16 protein-coding genes and 1 pseudogene are annotated in these 16,683 nt (G+C 71.7%); 4 read left to right on the top strand and 13 right to left on the bottom strand.

Going from position 1 to position 16,683, the window contains the following annotated elements; all coding sequences use genetic code 11:
• The 3 genes from ACFV6X_RS14535 to leuA all read right to left on the bottom strand — a co-directional run bounded on the left by ACFV6X_RS14535 (position 1) and on the right by leuA (position 3,935).
• Positions 1 to 1,206, bottom strand: coding sequence for an exo-alpha-sialidase (locus ACFV6X_RS14535; protein ID WP_385382578.1), 1,206 nt, complete (start codon positions 1,204 to 1,206; stop codon positions 1 to 3).
• A gap of 138 nt (positions 1,207 to 1,344) precedes the next feature.
• On the bottom strand, positions 1,345 to 2,040 hold the full coding sequence (locus ACFV6X_RS14530; RefSeq protein WP_365455416.1) for a TerB family tellurite resistance protein: 696 nt from the start codon (positions 2,038 to 2,040) through the stop codon (positions 1,345 to 1,347).
• Positions 2,041 to 2,213: 173 nt separating this feature from the next.
• Entirely contained in the window at positions 2,214 to 3,935 is a 1,722-nt protein-coding gene (gene leuA, locus ACFV6X_RS14525; RefSeq protein ID WP_385382575.1) for a 2-isopropylmalate synthase, read from the bottom strand.
• A 363-nt stretch (positions 3,936 to 4,298) separates the two neighbouring features.
• Between leuA and ACFV6X_RS14520 the strand changes: the two genes are divergently transcribed.
• The 4 genes and pseudogenes from ACFV6X_RS14520 to ACFV6X_RS14505 all read left to right on the top strand — a co-directional run.
• Complete coding sequence (locus ACFV6X_RS14520; protein WP_385382572.1) at positions 4,299 to 5,354, top strand: M4 family metallopeptidase; 1,056 nt, start codon at positions 4,299 to 4,301, stop codon at positions 5,352 to 5,354.
• A 46-nt stretch (positions 5,355 to 5,400) separates the two neighbouring features.
• Positions 5,401 to 5,667, top strand: coding sequence for a protealysin inhibitor emfourin (locus ACFV6X_RS14515; protein WP_385382570.1), 267 nt, complete (start codon positions 5,401 to 5,403; stop codon positions 5,665 to 5,667).
• A gap of 57 nt (positions 5,668 to 5,724) precedes the next feature.
• Positions 5,725 to 7,029 carry a GH1 family beta-glucosidase gene (locus tag ACFV6X_RS14510; protein WP_385382567.1) on the top strand — a complete coding sequence of 435 codons (1,305 nt, stop codon included), beginning with the start codon at positions 5,725 to 5,727 and terminating at the stop codon, positions 7,027 to 7,029.
• Between the two features lie 120 nt (positions 7,030 to 7,149).
• Positions 7,150 to 7,361 (top strand): annotated as a pseudogene (locus ACFV6X_RS14505) (transcriptional regulator); the annotation flags it as partial.
• Between the two features lie 7 nt (positions 7,362 to 7,368).
• Here ACFV6X_RS14505 and era read toward each other — a convergent pair.
• The 10 genes from era to ACFV6X_RS14455 form a co-directional block, all read right to left on the bottom strand.
• On the bottom strand, positions 7,369 to 8,322 hold the full coding sequence (gene era / locus ACFV6X_RS14500; protein ID WP_385382564.1) for a GTPase Era: 954 nt from the start codon (positions 8,320 to 8,322) through the stop codon (positions 7,369 to 7,371).
• 121 nt (positions 8,323 to 8,443) lie between these two features.
• A complete protein-coding gene (locus ACFV6X_RS14495) occupies positions 8,444 to 8,920 on the bottom strand; it encodes a hypothetical protein (protein ID WP_385382561.1) in 477 nt (158 codons plus the stop codon).
• A 209-nt stretch (positions 8,921 to 9,129) separates the two neighbouring features.
• Entirely contained in the window at positions 9,130 to 9,483 is a 354-nt protein-coding gene (locus ACFV6X_RS14490) for a cytidine deaminase (RefSeq protein ID WP_385382559.1), read from the bottom strand.
• Positions 9,484 to 9,514: 31 nt separating this feature from the next.
• Complete coding sequence (locus ACFV6X_RS14485; protein ID WP_385382556.1) at positions 9,515 to 9,874, bottom strand: MmcQ/YjbR family DNA-binding protein; 360 nt, start codon at positions 9,872 to 9,874, stop codon at positions 9,515 to 9,517.
• A complete protein-coding gene (locus tag ACFV6X_RS14480) occupies positions 9,871 to 11,178 on the bottom strand; it encodes a hemolysin family protein (protein ID WP_385382553.1) in 1,308 nt (435 codons plus the stop codon). The genes ACFV6X_RS14485 and ACFV6X_RS14480 overlap by 4 nt, the downstream gene beginning before the upstream one ends.
• Positions 11,175 to 11,672 carry an rRNA maturation RNase YbeY gene (ybeY, locus tag ACFV6X_RS14475; protein ID WP_365455445.1) on the bottom strand — a complete coding sequence of 166 codons (498 nt, stop codon included), beginning with the start codon at positions 11,670 to 11,672 and terminating at the stop codon, positions 11,175 to 11,177. The genes ACFV6X_RS14480 and ybeY overlap by 4 nt, the downstream gene beginning before the upstream one ends.
• Before the next feature lie 12 nt (positions 11,673 to 11,684).
• Positions 11,685 to 12,758: a PhoH family protein gene (locus ACFV6X_RS14470; RefSeq protein WP_385382550.1), complete on the bottom strand. Its 1,074-nt coding sequence runs from the start codon at positions 12,756 to 12,758 to the stop codon at positions 11,685 to 11,687.
• Positions 12,759 to 12,906: 148 nt separating this feature from the next.
• Positions 12,907 to 14,013: a carbohydrate kinase family protein gene (locus ACFV6X_RS14465; RefSeq protein ID WP_385382702.1), complete on the bottom strand. Its 1,107-nt coding sequence runs from the start codon at positions 14,011 to 14,013 to the stop codon at positions 12,907 to 12,909.
• A 361-nt stretch (positions 14,014 to 14,374) separates the two neighbouring features.
• Positions 14,375 to 15,664: a glucarate dehydratase family protein gene (locus tag ACFV6X_RS14460; protein ID WP_385382548.1), complete on the bottom strand. Its 1,290-nt coding sequence runs from the start codon at positions 15,662 to 15,664 to the stop codon at positions 14,375 to 14,377.
• The gene (locus ACFV6X_RS14455) at positions 15,661 to 16,608 is read right to left on the bottom strand and encodes a 5-dehydro-4-deoxyglucarate dehydratase (protein ID WP_385382545.1); all 948 of its coding nucleotides are present in this window, start codon (positions 16,606 to 16,608) and stop codon (positions 15,661 to 15,663) included. The genes ACFV6X_RS14460 and ACFV6X_RS14455 overlap by 4 nt, the downstream gene beginning before the upstream one ends.
• Between the last annotated feature and the right edge of the window lie 75 nt (positions 16,609 to 16,683).

Here is a 16,683-nt window from a genome sequence, read left to right as displayed (position 1 = left end):
CTAGGACCGGGAGAGGTCGGCGAGCGGGACCGTCCGGAACTCGATCCGCTCGTACGTCCCCTGCGCCCCCGTCTCGTACAGCACGCCGAGCGTGTCCGGGCCGACCTGCACCAGGTCGGAGTAGGCCGCGGGGTGCCCGGACAGGGTCAGCGTCTTGGCGAAGGTCGCGCCGGCGTCCGTGCTGCGCCACACCGCCATGGCCTGCCGGGCGGTGGGGACGGACGGGCCGGAGAAGAACAACGGGGTGTCGGGGGCGTCGGGCTGGAGGACGCTCGCATGGACGATGGGCACGTCGCTCAGGGTGGGCTGGACGGTGTAGGGCCGGTCGAGGGTGCGGCCGCCGTCGCTGGAGCGGCTGTCGAGGCGGTGGCCGACGCTGGTGCCGTGCTGGTCGCGGGCGGAGAAGTAGAGCGTGCCGTCGGGGAGTTCGGCGGCCGTGCTCTCGTTGGCGTTGTCGTAGCCGTCGTAGGAGTCGTCCACGAAGCCCAGCCGCCAGGTGGCGCCGCCGTTGTCGCTGTAGAGGGCGTGGGCGCCGTAGTACCGGGGTTCCTCACCGGTGTCGGGGGAACCGGCGGGCGGGGTGACGGAGTGGTTGGCGGGTACCACCAGACGGCCGGCGTGCGGGCCGCGGGTGAGGGCGACGGCGTGCCCGGGGCCGGTGGCGTACCAGCGCCAGCCGGCCCGCTTCACCGACTCGGTGATCTCCCTCGGCGGGCTGAAGGTGCGCCCGTCGTCCGTGCTGCGCTGCACGAACACCCGGCGGCTCTGCTCCGGCGTCACCTCGCCCCGCATGATCTGCGCCTCCGTCACGGCGCCGCTGTTGTAGGAGGTGAGCAGCACGACGTCACCGGTGCGCGGGTCGACGACGGGTGCCGGGTTGCCGCGGGTGTTCCCCTTCCCGGCGGCCACGACCGTGAGCGGGCCCCAGGTGCAGCCGCCGTGGAGGGAGCGCCGCACGAGGACATCGATGTCGCCGGAGTCGCTCGAACCGCCGCGCCGGCCTTCGGCGAAGGCCAGGACCGTACCCTTGCCGGTCGTGACGGCCGCGGGGATGCGGTAGGCCAGGTAGCCGCCCGTACCGGCGGCGTAGGGCACCGAGGAGGTGCAGCGTGCGGCGGAGGCCGGCAGGGTGACGGTGAACGGGCTGAACACGAGCGGGACGAGGACGGCGGCGGCGGTCAGGAAGGCACGTCTGGGCGGTCTCATCGAGCGGGTCCCTCGGGGTCGGTGACTGGATGCCAGTCCCATCGTCCCCGGAGTCACCGGCTCGCTCCCGCACGCCACGATCATCAGTTGTGCCCGGTCACGCGCCCCCGGCTGCCCCTGGTGCGGGCCCGGGGAGGGTCAGGAGGGCGTGCGGGCCGTCGCCAGCAGGCGGGTCACCTCGTCCGAGGTGATCGTGAGGGCGGCGCCGACGGTGGCGAGGACCTCGCGTTCGGCGGCCGTGTAGGGGCCGTCGGCAAGGGCGATGCGGGCGCCCTGGAGGAGGATCGACTCCCGTCCCGCCGGGGCGAGATGCGGGGCGAGCGGGTCGAGGGCCTCGTGCAGCTCTATGGCCAGCCCCGGGCCGCAGGGTGCGCCGAAGACCCGGCCGGTGTCCGCGGCCAGCGCCTCGACGAGCGCGTTCAGCTGCTCCTCGGTGCAGTCGTCGAACCCGGCCGCGCGGACCGTGCCGGCGGCCGCGGTGAGCGACGGGCGGGTGCGCGTGCCGCCCGCGGCCAGCACCGCGAGGGCGACGGTGTGCACGGCGTCGCGGAGCATCGCGGAGAAGCGGGTCGTGGTGGGGTGGTCGAGGACGTCGGTGCCGAAGTGCCGGCGGCAGGCCGCGCACTCCACGACGGGCCCTGTGTCACCGCGCGGCAGCACGGGCAGGCCGAGCAGCGTGAAGCGGCGACGCCCGGTCAGCCGCTGGTAGTTGCGGTCGCCCCCGCAGCCGGGGCAGAAGAACTCGCCGTCCCCGACGGCCGTCCACGCGGTGCGGGTGCCCAGTACGCGCGCACGCCTGGCGGCACGGCCGTTTCGTCCCCGGACTGGCAGCACGTCGCACCTCCGTAACCCCACGGCAACATCGCCGCGCTGGCGTGATGTTAGCCACATCCGTGAGGTGGAGTCAGTACCCCGGACGAGACCTCTCCGTGACCTGGCTGGTAAACGACGGGGTCCCGCCCGCCCGAAATGGGCGGACGGGACCCCGAAACGCCCGGTCAGAGGGGTCAGCGAGTCGCCCGGTTGACGGCCGAGACGACCGCCTTCAGCGACGCACGTGTCGTGTTCGCATCGATGCCGATCCCCCAGAGGATCTTGTCCTCGATCGCGCATTCGATGTACGAGGCGGCCTGCGCGGAGGCACCCTCGCTCATCGTGTGCTCCTGATAGTCCAGCAGCCGTACGTCGATGCCGATCGACTGCAGGGCGTCGAAGAACGCCGAGATCGGGCCGTTGCCGGTGCCGGACAGGACGGTGTCCTCACCGTCGACGGTGGCCTCGACGGTGAGCTTGTCCACGCCGTCGGTGTCGGTCGTCGACTGACCGGTCCTGACCTGGATCCGGCCCCACGGGTTCTCCGGGTTCGGCAGGTACTCGTCCTCGAAGACGGCCCAGATGTCCTTCGGGGTGACCTCGCCGCCGTCGGCGTCCGTCTTCGCCTGGATGATCTTCGAGAACTCGATCTGCATCCGGCGCGGCAGGTCCAGCTTGTGCTCGTTCTTCAGCACGTACGCGACGCCGCCCTTGCCGGACTGCGAGTTCACGCGGATGACCGCCTCGTAGGAGCGGCCGACGTCCTTGGGGTCGATCGGCAGGTACGGCACCGCCCACTCGATGTCGTCGACGGTGACGCCCCTGGCCGCCGCGTCGGCCTCCATGGCGTCGAAGCCCTTCTTGATGGCGTCCTGGTGGGAGCCGGAGAAGGACGTGTAGACCAGGTCGCCCACGTACGGGTGGCGCGGGTGGACCTCCATCTGGTTGCAGTACTCCCACGTGCGACGGATCTCGTCGATGTCGGAGAAGTCGATCTGCGGGTCGACGCCCTGCGAGAACAGGTTCATGCCCAGGGTGACCAGGTCGACGTTGCCGGTGCGCTCGCCCTGCCCGAACAGACAGCCCTCGACCCGGTCGGCGCCGGCCATCAGCGCCAGCTCGGCCGCCGCCACGGCCGTACCGCGGTCGTTGTGCGGGTGGATCGACAGGCAGACGTGCTCGCGGCGGGAGAGGTGGCGGCCCATCCACTCGAAGCGGTCGGCGTGCGTGGAGGGCGTGGAGCGCTCGACGGTCGCCGGCAGGTTGAGGATGATCTCGCGGCCCGGACCGGGCTGCCAGACGTCCATCACCGCCTCGCAGACCTCCAGCGCGAAGTCCAGCTCGGTGTCGGTGAAGATCTCCGGGCTGTACTGGTAGCCGAACTCGGTCTCCGGGTCGAGCAGCTTCTCCGCGTACTCCATCACCAGCCGGGTGCCGTCGACGGCGATCTGCTTGATCTCGTCCTTGGAACCGCGGAAGACCACCCGGCGGAAGACCGGCGCCGTGGCGTTGTACAGGTGGACGGTGGCGCGCCTGGCACCCTTGAGGGACTCCACGGTCCGCTCGATCAGGTCCTCACGGGCCTGGGTCAGCACCGAGATGGTGACGTCGTCCGGGATCGCGTCCTCGTCCTCGACGATCGACCGTACGAAGTCGAAGTCGGTCTGACCGGAGGCCGGGAAGCCGACCTCGATCTCCTTGTAACCCATCCTGACCAGCAGATCGAACATCGCGCGCTTGCGCGCCGGCGACATGGGGTCGATCAGGGCCTGGTTGCCGTCGCGCAGGTCGGTGGAGAGCCAGCGGGGGGCGGTGGTGATCCGGTTCTGCGGCCACGTGCGGTCGGGGATGTCGACCTGGTCGTACTTGCCGTACTTGTGGACCGGCATGGAACTGGGCTGCTGGCGATTTGCCATGGTGGCGTGGGCTCCTCGAGAAATCCGGCGGAATCCGGTGTCCGGAAGGACGGCCGACGACGCAACGCCAAGCTCCGCGGGGAGGGAGTCGGCCTCGACTACAGGCCCTCGCCGCGGCAGCTAAGAAGAAGCAGCCCGAAACGCATGATGTGCAGCATGCTAGCCGAGCCCTCCCGAAACGCGCGGTCCTGTATCAGTATGCGGGACCGCGTGCCGGAAAGGGGCGCGGGGAACTGCGCGAGAACCCCCACACCGCCGCACGGAATAACACAGCGCGACCGTCCACGGCCGTCACATCCCCATATTTCACCAATCAAGGTCGCGGATGGTGACACACCACTGACTCAGTGCGATGGTGCGGGCATGACCGCGACCTACTGCACCATCGTCCCGCCGCACGTCCTGGACAAGCTCGCCCGGTCCGAGGACGCCGCCCTCTCCGGACCGGCCCGCCGGACCCTCCAGCGCGACGCCTACGAGCGCACCCACCGCCGCCTCACCACGGTCCTCGGCGCCCCCGCGGTCGCCCCGCCCGCCGCGGCCGCCGAAGGCAAGCCGCACCGCACCGTCCACGACGCCGAGCACCGTACGGACCTGCCCGGCAAGAAGGTCCGCGGCGAGGGCGGCGAGCCCGGTAAGGACGCCACGGTCAACCGCGCCTACGCGGGTCTGGGCGCCACCTTCGAGCTGTTCCTCAAGGCCTACGGCCGCGACTCCATCGACGGCGCCGGTCTCCCGCTCGACGCGACCGTGCACTACGACGAGCAGTACAACAACGCCTTCTGGAACGGCGAGCAGATGGTCTTCGGCGACGGGGACGGGGAGATCTTCCTCGACTTCACCATCCCGATCGACGTCATCGGCCACGAACTCGCCCACGGCGTGACCCAGTACACGGCGAACCTGACCTACTTCGGCCAGCCCGGCGCCCTCAACGAGTCCGTCTCCGACGTCTTCGGCGCACTGATCAAGCAGTACACGCTCGGCCAGACCGCCTCCGAGGCCGACTGGCTGATCGGCGCGGGACTGCTCGCCCCGCGCGTGACGGGGGTGGCCCTGCGCTCGATGAAGGCCCCGGGCACGGCGTACGACGACGACGTGCTCGGCAAGGACCCGCAGCCCGCGACGATGGACGACTACGTCCGCACCGGCCGCGACAACGGCGGCGTCCACATCAACTCGGGCATCCCCAACCACGCCTTCTACCTGGCCGCCACCGCCCTCGGCGGGCACGCCTGGGAGCGGGCGGGGCAGGTCTGGTACGACGTGCTGACCGGCGGCGAGCTGAAGGAGGACGCGATGTTCGCCGAGTTCGCCACGCTGACCGTCTCCGCCGCCAAGGCGCGGTTCGGCGACGGCAGCGACGAGCTGCGGGCGGTGGCCAAGGCCTGGGAGCAGGTCGGTGTGCGGACGCTGTAGCCCCCCGCCGTTTCCCGCCGGGCAGGTTCGTACTAGACAGGGAACCATGCGTATTCAGGTGCGGCGCACGGGCGGGTTCGCGGGCATCGAGCGGCACGCCGAGGTGGACACCTCGGGGCGGCCCGACGCGCACGAGTGGCACGCCCTCGCGGAGCGGGCGCTGGCGGCGGGCGGGGGCACGCCGCCCGCCGGCGTGCCGGACGGCTTCGGCTACCGGATCACGGTGGACGGCAGGACGGTGTACTGCGCGGACCCCCGGCTGACCGAGGAACAGCGCAGGCTGATCTCCCGGGTGCTGAAGGAAGGTGCGTAACTCCGGTTTCTCGCCGGGGCGTTGACTTCGGTTACCGGCGGTACCGATGATCCGCGCATGGCGACGAACCCCGTACCCCAGTTCCCGGCCGGCTTCCTGTGGGGCGTCTCGACGTCCGCGCACCAGATCGAGGGCGCCACGGAGCTGCGCGAACCGTCGGTGTGGGACGCCTTCACGGCCGAGCCGGGACGGGTGAAGGACGGTTCCACCGCGGCGGTGGCCTGTGACCACTACCACCGCTACCGCGAGGACGTGGCGCTCCTGACGGGCCTCGGGGTGGACGCGTACCGCTTCTCGATCTCCTGGCCGCGGGTGCGCTCGCCCGAGGGCCTCGGCTTCTACGACCGGCTGGTGGACGAGCTGTGCGCGGCGGGCGTGCGGCCGGTCCCGACGCTCTTCCACTGGGACCTGCCGGTGGGGCTCGACTGGCTGGAACGGGACACGGCTGCGCGGTTCGCGGACCACGTGGCGGTCGTCGCGGAGCGGCTCGGCGACCGGGTCCCGAAGTGGATCACTCTCAACGAGCCCGCCGAACACACACTGCTGGGCCACGCGCTCGGCATCCACGCGCCCGGCGGACAACTGCTGTTCGACGCGCTGCCGGTGGCCCACCACCAGCTCCTTGCCCACGGGCTGGCCGTGCGGGCCCTGCGCGCGGCCGGCGCCACGGACGTCGGGATCGCCAACTCGCACGGACCGACCTGGCCCGCGTCGCGGGAGAGCGCGGACGTGGAGGCGGCCGACTTCTACGACATCCTGCTGAACCGGCTCTTCGCCGACCCGCTGCTGCTGGGCGAATACCCGGCGGGCCTCGGCGAGTTGATGCCGGGGGACGTGGCGTCCGACCTCAAGGTGATCGCCGAGCCGGTCGACTGGTACGGGATCAACTACTACGCGCCGACGCGGGTGGGGGCGCCCCAGGGCGCGGAGATCGAGTTCGGCGGCGTGCGGCTCCCGGCCGAACTGCCCTTCTCGGTGCGGGAGATCGAAGGCGTCCCGGTGACGGACTTCGGCTGGCCGGTGGTGCCCGAGGGGCTCACCGAGCTGCTCACCGGCTTCCGGGACCGCTACGGCGACCGGCTGCCGCCGGTGGTCATCACCGAGAACGGGTGCTCCTACGAGGGGCTCGACGACCAGGCGCGGATCGCCTACCTGGACGGCCATGTGCGCGCGCTGCACGCGGCGCTGGCGGCGGGCGTGGACGTACGCGGGTACTTCGTGTGGTCGCTGCTGGACAACTTCGAGTGGGCCGAGGGGTACGCGCGCAGGTTCGGGCTGGTGCACGTGGACCACGAGACGCTGGAGCGCACGCCGAAGGCCTCCTACCGCTGGTTCCGGGAGATGCTGCGGGCCCAGGGATGAAGGACGTCCCGACCGCTCTCGCCGGGCCCACCGCACAGGCCGGGCGTGGCTGGACGGCGTCGCGGGCTGACCGGACGGTCGGGAAGTGCGGCCGGAAACCGAGCTCCCGCCGGATCCGCGGAGGACCACGCGGAGCACGCCCGCGGCCATGTGGCGACCTTGCGGGCGGTGGCCGCCGCCCGGCCCGACGACCGGAACCGGCCGCGCTGGTCACCGGACTCCGCGCGTCCAGCGATGAGTTCGCCCGCCTGTGGGACGCACACGAGGTGGCCCCGCGGCATTGGGCCACGAAGCGCTTCGCGCACCCCGTGGTGGGCCTGCTGGAGCTGGACTAGGGCCCTAGAAGCCCAGCTTGCGCAGCTGCTTCGGGTCGCGCTGCCAGTCCTTGGCCACCTTCACGTGCAGGTCAAGGAAGACGGGGGTGCCGAGCAGCGCCTCGATCTGGCGGCGGGACTTGATGCCGACCTCCTTCAGGCGCTTGCCCTTGGGGCCGATGATGATGCCCTTCTGGCTGGGGCGCTCGATGTAGACGTTGGCGTGGATGTCGAGGAGCGGCTTGTCCGCCGGGCGGTCCTCGCGCGGCAGCATCTCCTCGACGACGACGGCGATGGAGTGCGGCAGCTCGTCGCGTACGCCCTCCAGCGCGGCCTCACGGATCAGTTCCGCGATCATGACCTGCTCAGGCTCGTCGGTCAGGTCGCCCTCGGGGTAGAGGGCGGGGCCCTCGGGGAGCATCGGGACGAGAAGGTCCGCCAGCAGCTTCACCTGCTTGTCCCCGACCGCCGACACCGGCACGATCTCGGCCCACTCGATGCCCAGCTCCTTGCCGAGCTGATCGATCGCGATCAGCTGCTCGGCCAGCGTCTTGCTGTCGACCAGGTCGGTCTTCGTGACGATCGCGACCTTGGGCGACTTCTTGATCCCCGCGAGCTCCTTGGCGATGAACCGGTCGCCGGGGCCGAGCTTCTCGTTCGCCGGCAGGCAGAAGCCGATCACGTCGACCTCGGCCCAGGTCGTGCGCACCACGTCGTTGAGCCGCTCGCCGAGCAGCGTGCGCGGCTTGTGCAGCCCCGGGGTGTCCACCAGGATCAGCTGGGCGTCGGGCCGGTGCACGATGCCCCGCACCGTGTGCCGCGTGGTCTGCGGCTGGTTCGCGGTGATCGCGACCTTCTGCCCGACCAGTGCGTTCGTGAGGGTGGACTTGCCCGCGTTGGGGCGGCCCACGAAGCAGGCGAAGCCGGCCCGGTGGACAGTCTCGGCCGGCTGCTCGGATGACGGGGTACGAACGCTCATGGCGCCCATTCTCCCTGATCGCCGAAGCCCTGCCGCACAGCGTGACAGGACTGCCCGCCGGGGCGGACCGGTGGGCGTGACCCCGGCGCCCTGGGCGACCCGGGCCACGCCCGTCGGTGGATCAGTCGAACACGAACGGTCCGGGCGACTGCGGCCCTGTCGCCGTGCAGGTGATGGTGATGCCGAAGACGGTCATCTTCAGCGAGCCGCCGAAGGCCTCCAGGCTGTCGCCGGAGGCGACGGTGCCGCTGAGCGGACCCACGGTGACGGGGTCGCCGGCCGCCATCGCCGGGTTCTTCGTGCCGGTGAAGGCGGTGGTGCCGCCGGCGCCCTTGACCAGGGTGAGCGTGGAGGCGATCGAGTCCGCCCCGAGACCGATGGGTGCGGTGATCGCGGTGGACGTGAGGGTCATGGTGGCCGCGGTGCCGTCCTGGGTGGCGGTGAGGGTGCCCTCGCCGCCGCCGAAGCTGCCGCAGTCGGCGGTGAGGGTCGCCGATTCCGGCGTGACGGCCAGGGCCGTGGGTGCGAGGAGGACACCGGTCACCGCGAAGGCGCCGATCGTCAGTGCCGCACCGGATGCAATGCGCTTGCCTCTCATGGGGGCTCCCTTCCCGTGTGGGGAATGCCATGTGGGGGATGGGCGGGAGGAACACCGGCGGACCACCCGCGCAGCGGGGTGCGGACGCGCAGCACGGGCTCATATCTGACGGTCCGTCGGAACTCACGATTCCATTGATACGCGAGTGGCGCACGGCGGCAAGGCGTATTTCCGGCCTTCGACGACCGGTCCGCTACGGGCGCGCCCCCTCAGTCCGCGGAGACGGTCAGCCGTACGGCCCCGTCGGGCCCGGCGACGAGCACCGGTGTCCGCGGCCCGCCCAGATCCCGTACGGCCGCCAGGTCCTCCGCGGACGCGGACGCGTCCTCCGTGACGACCGCCGCCGCCTCCAGCGACCTGGCGCCCGAGGCCACCGCCATGGCCACGGCGGTTCGCAGGGCGCTGAGCTTCAGCGAGTCCAGGTCGACGGTCCCGGCGACATACGTACGCCCCGTCTCGTCCCGTACGGCGGCCCCCTCGGGGACGCCGTTGCGGGCCCGGGCCGAGCGGGCCAGGGTGACGATCTTGCGGTCCTCGGGGTCAAGCGCGTTGCTGTCGGTCATGTCCCGAGCATACGGAGGCCGGCGGCCTGGTTCAGGGGCGGTCCAGGCGCAGCCGCTCGGCCCGCGGCAGCCCGGCCACCACCAGGTCGTAGGAGTCCTCGATCAGCTCCCGGACCAGGCGACGGGGCAGCGAACCGTCCACCGTCACGGTGTTCCAGTGCCGCTTGTTCATGTGCCGGCCGGGGGCGATCAGGCCGGGGTGGTCGGCGCGCAGGCGCACCGCGTCCTGCGGGTCGCACTTGAGGTTCACCGTGAGCGGGCGGGCGTCCAGGGAGGTCAGCGCGAACATCTTGCCCAGCACCTTGAACACCGAGGCCTCCGGCCCGAACGGGAACTCCTCGACGGCCGCGTCGAAGGACAGACAGAAGGCGCGCAGCTCCTGGGGCGTCACTCCGGCTTCGTCTCCTCCTCAGGCGCCTCCGTGGCGGCCACCGGCTCCACGAGCACAGTCACGATCTTGTTCCGGCGTCCGGCGGCGGCCTCGGCGGTGAGCCGCAGTCGCCGGCCGTCCGGCAGCTCGACCACGGACGTGGCCCCGGCGATCGGGACGCGGCCCAGCGCCTTGGCCAGCAGCCCGCCGACCGTCTCCACGTCCTCGTCGTCGTACGCCTCCAGCCCGTACAGCTCGCCGAGGTCTCCGATGTCGAGGCGGGCGGTGACCCGGTGGCGGCCCTCGCCGAGGGGCTCCACGGGCGGCAGCTCCCGGTCGTACTCGTCGGTGATCTCGCCGACGATCTCCTCCAGGATGTCCTCGATGGTGACGATCCCGGCCGTGCCGCCGTACTCGTCGATGACGACGGCGACGTGGTTGCGCTCCTTCTGCATCTCGCGCAGCAGGTCACCGGCGTTCTTGGTGTCCGGTACGAAGACGGCGGGCCGCATGGCCGTCGAGACCAGCTCGCTCTCGGCCTCCCGGCTGATGTGCGTCTTGCGGACCAGGTCCTTCAGATACACGATCCCGACGATGTCGTCCTCGGACTCCCCGGTCACCGGGATGCGCGAGAAGCCGGACCTGAGCGCGAGGGTCAGGGCCTGGCGGATGGTCTTGTAACGCTCGATGACGACGAGGTCGGTGCGCGGGACCATCACCTCCCGTACGAGGGTGTCGCCGAGCTCGAAGACCGAGTGCACCATGCGGCGCTCGTCGTCCTCGATCAGGGACTCCGCCTCGGCGAGGTCGACCAGGGCGCGCAGCTCCGCCTCCGAGGCGAACGGTCCGCGCCTGAAGCCCTTGCCCGGGGTGAGGGCGTTGCCGATGAGGATCAGCAGGGACGGGATCGGGCCCATGATCCGGGCCAGCGGAACCAGGACGTAGGCCGCCGCGGTGGCCGTGTTCAGGGGGTGCTGGCGGCCGATGGTGCGCGGCGAGACGCCGACCGCGACGTACGAGACGAGGACCATGACCGCGATGGCGATCAGCAGCGCCTCGGTGGTGCTGTCGAACTCGTTCAGGCAGGCGTAGGTGATCAGCGCGGCCGCGGCCATCTCGCAGGCGACGCGGACCAGCAGCGCCACGTTGAGATAGCGGGTGGGGTCGGCGGCGACCTGGGCGAGCTTGGCGCCGCCGCGCCGGCCGGAGCGTACGGCCTCCTCGGCGCGGAAGCTGGAGACGCGGGCGAGGCCCGCCTCCGCGCAGGCGGCGAGCCAGGCGACGACGACCAGCGCGACGGCGCCGGTGACCAGCGGGAGGCTCATGACACGGTGGGGGCCGGGGAGGGGCCGGTGAGGCCCTTCTCCGCACGCCAGCCGTCCACGATGGCTGCCTGCAGGCCGAACATCTCGGCCTTCTCGTCGGCCTCCTCGTGGTCGTACCCGAGCAGGTGCAGCACTCCGTGGACGGTGAGCAGCTGGAGCTCCTCGTCCATGGAGTGCTGCGTCGGGGCCTCGGCCCCCTGCTTGGTGGCGACCTCCGGGCACAGCACGATGTCGCCGAGCAGGCCGTTCGGCGGCTCGTCGTCGTCCTTCGCCGGCGGGCGCAGCTCGTCCATCGGGAAGGACATGACGTCGGTCGGACCCGGCAGGTCCATCCACTGGATGTGCAGCTGCTCCATGGCGTCGGCGTCCACGACGATCACCGAGAGCTCGGAGAGCGGGTGGATGCGCATCCGTGCGAGCGCGTAGCGGGCGATGTCGAGGATCGCCTGCTCGTCGACCTCGGTTCCGGACTCGTTGTTGACGTCGATCGACATGGTCGTGCTGGTCTACTTCCCCTTGGTGCCCTTGGCGCCGGACCTGCCACGGCCCTGGTGTGTGCCGTTCTCCGTGCCGTTCTGGCTGTCGAACTTCTCGTACGCGTCGACGATACGGCCCACCAGCTTGTGCCGGACGACATCGTGGGACGACAGCCGGGAGAAGTGGACGTCCTCGACGCCCTCCAGGATCTCCTGCACCTGGCGCAGACCGGACTTGGTACCGCCGGGCAGGTCGACCTGGGTCACGTCACCCGTGATCACGATCTTCGACTCGAAACCGAGGCGGGTGAGGAACATCTTCATCTGCTCGGGGCTCGTGTTCTGGGCCTCGTCCAGGATGATGAAGGCGTCGTTGAGCGTGCGACCGCGCATGTAGGCGAGCGGCGCGACCTCGATCGTCCCGGCGGCCATCAGACGGGGGATGGAGTCGGGGTCGATCATGTCGTGCAGCGCGTCGTAGAGCGGGCGCAGGTAGGGGTCGATCTTCTCGTAGAGCGTGCCGGGGAGGAAGCCGAGGCGCTCGCCGGCCTCGACCGCCGGGCGGGTCAGGATGATGCGGTTGACCTGCTTGGACTGCAGGGCCTGCACCGCCTTGGCCATGGCGAGGTAGGTCTTGCCGGTGCCGGCGGGGCCGATGCCGAAGACGATCGTGTGCTTGTCGATCGCGTCGACGTACCGCTTCTGGTTGAGGGTCTTGGGGCGGATCGTGCGGCCGCGTGAGGACAGGATGTTCTGGGTGAGCACCTGCGCCGGCGTCTCTTCCGCGCCCTCGCCGTTCTCCGTCGCCCGGAGCATGGCGATCGAGCGTTCCACTGCGTCCTCCGTCATCGGCTGCCCGGTGCGGAGCACCAGCATCATCTCGTCGAACAGGCGCTGGACGAGGGCGACTTCCGCCGCGGGTCCGACCGCGCTGATCTCATTGCCCCGGACGTGGATGTCGGCCGCCGGGAAGGCCGTCTCGATCACACGCAGCAGGGAGTCGCCGGACCCCAGGACGGTGACCATGGGGTGCTGGGCGGGGACGGTGAACTGTGCTCTCGCCTGCCCCTGCGCGGGGGTGTGAGCTGTGGGTGTCTGAGTCATGGGCCGGCGCTTAAGGCCTGCACGTCCTCCTCGATACGACTCGCCTGCCACAAGGGCGGCCTGGCGATTTCCAGAGTACGCCGCAGGACTGACATCGCCGTAGGACTTTTCGATGCGCCGTGCGGCACATGAGGCGCGCGGGGCCGGGTCAGGCGGACCGGCCGAAGCCGATCGTGGGGACGGCGCGGCGCAGGGGCCAGGGGCGGGTGGTGGCGGGGATCAGGTCCTCCAGGAAGGAGTACCGGCGCAGGGCCGCGGGGTCCTGGTCGTCGTACGACTGCACCCTGCGCCACCAGGCCGCGATCTCGGACCAGCCGGGGGCCGAGAGGGAGCCGCCGAACTCCTGGACGGACAGGGCGGCGGTGAGGCCGGCGAAGGCGACGCGGTCGGCCAGGGGCCAGCCGGCCAGGGTGCCGGTGACGAAGCCGGCGACGAAGACGTCTCCCGCGCCGGTGGGGTCCAGGGCCTCGACGGCGATCGCCGGGACCTCGGCGGACTCGCCGGTGCGGCGGTCCACGGCGTACGCGCCGTCGGCACCGAGGGTGACCACGGCGAGCGGCACGTGTTCGGTGAGGGCGTGCGCGGCGGCGCGGGGGCACGTGGCGCCGGTGTAGCGCATCGCCTCCTCGGCGTTGGGCAGGAACGCCTCGCAGTGTTCGAGGTCGGGCAGGCCCGCCAGGTCCCAGGCGCCGGTGTCGTCCCAGCCGACGTCGGCGAAGATGCGGGTGCCCGTGCTCGCGGCCTGGGCGATCCAGGGGGCGCGCTCGCTCGGGGTGAGCGAGGCGACGGCGGCACGCGCGCGGGGCGGGCAGTCGGGGGCGGGCTCCTCGGGGGGCGGCTCGTGGCCGTGGGAGACCATCGTGCGCTCGCCCTCGTAGGCCATGGAGACGGTGACCGACGAGTGCCAGCCGGGCACCGTGCGCGAGGGCGTGAGGTCGATGCCCTCGCCCTGCTCCAGGGCGTCCCAGCAGTAGTCGCCGTAGTGGTCGTCGCCGAAGGCCGCCGCGAGGGACGTCCGCAGGCCGAGGCGGGACAGCGCGGTCGCCATGTTGGCGACGCCGCCCGGGCTCGATCCCATCCCGCGCGCCCAGGACTCCGTCCCGCGCACCGGGGCGGAGTCGAGCCCGGTGAAGATGATGTCGAGGAAGACGCTGCCGGTGAGATATACGTCCCACGGTGGCTCGCCCGGCCCGCGCAGGGCGGCCAGGGGATCGACATGGGCGTGGCAGTACCGACCCTCCCGGATGGTCGGCATCGCCCGGGCGGCGGGCAGCGGTCCCTCTCCGTCGGACCCGATCACAGTGCGCTCCCTGACGTGGTACTGACCCGGCCAGTGTGCACCACACCACTGACAACACCCCGGCGCCCAGGCGGGGAGGGGCGCCCGCGCCGGACTCACGGGGGAGGCGCGCGGGGGCGACCCCGAGGCGTACCGGCGACGTTTCACGCTGTCGCGGGACCCGGTCGCGGAGCCCCCTGGGTCAAACGGGCCCGGGTCGGGGCGGTGTGGCCCCGGGGGCGGTCGTCGGGGCCGCCGTGGACCAGCAGGACGAAGGCTTTCGATCGTGGGCAGGGAACGGGGGTGCGGCGGGCACGGTGCCCGGCGGGCCGGGGACCTACCAGCGGGGCATGGCGGGGGTGACCCACTCCGGGTCGGCGACCCGCATCGCCGCCGCGTCGTCGCGGTCGCGCAGCGTGCCGTCGTCGTCCAGCCAGCGCCGGTGCAGCAGGGCGAGCCGGTCCCGGTCGAGGTCGACGCCCAGGCCGGGGGCGTCCGGGACCTTCACGGACCCGTCCTCGAAGACCAGCCGTTCGGTGAGCACGTCCTCCGACTGCCAGGGGTAGTGGGAGTCGCAGGCGTGGTGGAGGCCGGGGACGGTGGCCGCCACGTGGGTCATCGCGGCGAGGCTGATCCCGAGGTGGGTGTTGGAGTGCATGGACACCCCGACGCCGAAGGTCCGGCAGACCGCGGCGAGTTGCTGGGTGTTGCGCAGCCCGCCCCAGTAGTGGTGGTCGGAGAGGACGACCTCGACGGCACCGCGCGTGAACGCCTCCCTGATCTCGGCGAACGTCGTCACGCACATGTTGGTGGCGAGCGGTACGCCCGTCCGCCCGGCGACCTCCGCCATGGCGGGCGTGCCGAGCGCCGGGTCCTCCAGGTACTCCAGGACGTCACCGAGTTCCTCGGCCACCTTGACCGACGTCCCCACGGACCAGGCCCCGTTGGGGTCGAGCCGCAGCGGGTGCCCGGGGAAGGCCGCCGCCAGCGCCCGTACGGCCGCGATCTCCTCGTCGGGCGGGAAGACGCCCCCCTTGAGCTTGAACGACGAGAACCCGTACCGCTGCTTGAACTTCCGCGCCTGCTCCACGACCCCGGCCGGATCGAGCGCGGCCCCCCAGTCGTCCCGTTCGGCCGGGACGCCGGCCGGGTGCTCGGCCCACTTGTAGAACAGGTAGGCGCTGTACTCGACCGTGTCCCGCACCTTGCCGCCGAGCAGCGCGTGCACGGGCAGCCCGAGCGACTTGCCGAACGCGTCCAGGCAGGCCACCTCGAAGCCGGAGACGACGGACAGCCGCAGCTTGTCCGCGGTCTGCACCCCGCGCAGCCCGCCGACGTCCACCGCCTCGGAGACCCGCGAGGCGTCCACGGCCACCTCGTCGGCGACGGCGAACAGCGCGTTCAGATCACTGACCCGCCGCCCCTTCAGCCTCTCCGCGAAGGGCCGCGCCAGCTCCAGGTACTTGGTGTCCCCGTAGGTCTCCCCGACGCCGGTCACGCCGTCCGCCGTCACCACCTCGACGATCAGCCGGGGTGTATAGGGCTGGTGGACGCCCTGCGTGTTCAGCAGCGGCGGGTCGGCGACCAGGATCGGGGTCAGTCGTACGTCCGTGACGGTGAGGTTCACAAGGCGGCTCCTACGAGGTCGAGTCCGGTGGCGAGCAGGGTCCTCAGGTCGGCGAGGTCGGCCGCCGAGGGGTCGGTGAGCGGGGCGCGGACCGGTCCGGCCGGCCGGCCGCGCAGCCGGGCCGCGGCCTTGACCAGCGACACGGCGTAGCCGGGCGTCCGGTCGCGCAGTTCGACGAGCGGCACGTAGAAGTCCCGCAGCAGCTTGTCCACCACGGCGTCGTCGTCGGTGCGCAGGGCGGTGAAGAAGGCGTTCGCGATCTCGGGCGCGAAGGCGTGCACGGCGGAGGAGTAGGCGGGGACGCCGACGGCGGCGTAGGCGCGGGCCTGGATCTCGGCGGTGGCGGCGCCGTTGAAGAACAGGAAGTCGTCGGGGGCGGCGAGGGTGAGGCGCTGGAGCCGGTCCAGGTCGCTGTGGCCGTCCTTGAGTCCGATGACGCCGGGGATCCGCGTGATCCGGCGGAACGCCTCGGTGCCGTAGGCGACCTGGCCGCGCTGGTAGGCGACGAGCGGCAGCCGGGTGCCGGCGGCGAGCCGCTCCAGCTGGGCGACCAGGCCCTCCTGGGGCGCGGTGACGAGGTAGTGCGGCAGCACGAGCAGCGCGTCCGCGCCCGCCTCCTCGGCGATCCGCGCGAACCGTAGGGCCTGCGCCCAGCCGTAGCCGACCCCGGCCACGACCGGCATCCGGCGCGCCGCCTCCCGCACGGTGGCGGTGACGACCTGCCGGTACTCGTCCTCGTCGAGCGAGAAGAACTCGCCGGTGCCGCAGGCGGGGAAGACCGCGCCGGGTCCGGTGACGAGCTGCCCGGCGAGGTAGGCGCGGAAGCCGTCGAGGTCGAGGGAGCCGTCGTCGTGGAAGGCGGTGAGCGGGAAGGACAGCACGCCGCCCGCCATCCCGGCCCGCAGGCCCGCCGCCACGTCGGTGTCGAGGCTCACGCCCACCATCTCCCTATGTAGACGACATCCATGCATGAAGACGGAGATTAGATAGGCGAACGGCCGCCGTCAATGGTCCGCGCG

The sequence above is a fragment of the Streptomyces sp. NPDC059861 genome (genome assembly GCF_042731435.1).
GTDB lineage: Bacteria > Actinomycetota > Actinomycetes > Streptomycetales > Streptomycetaceae > Streptomyces.
The sequence above is the reverse complement of the archived record's forward strand: the minus strand, read 5'-3'. Positions and strand labels throughout refer to the sequence as shown.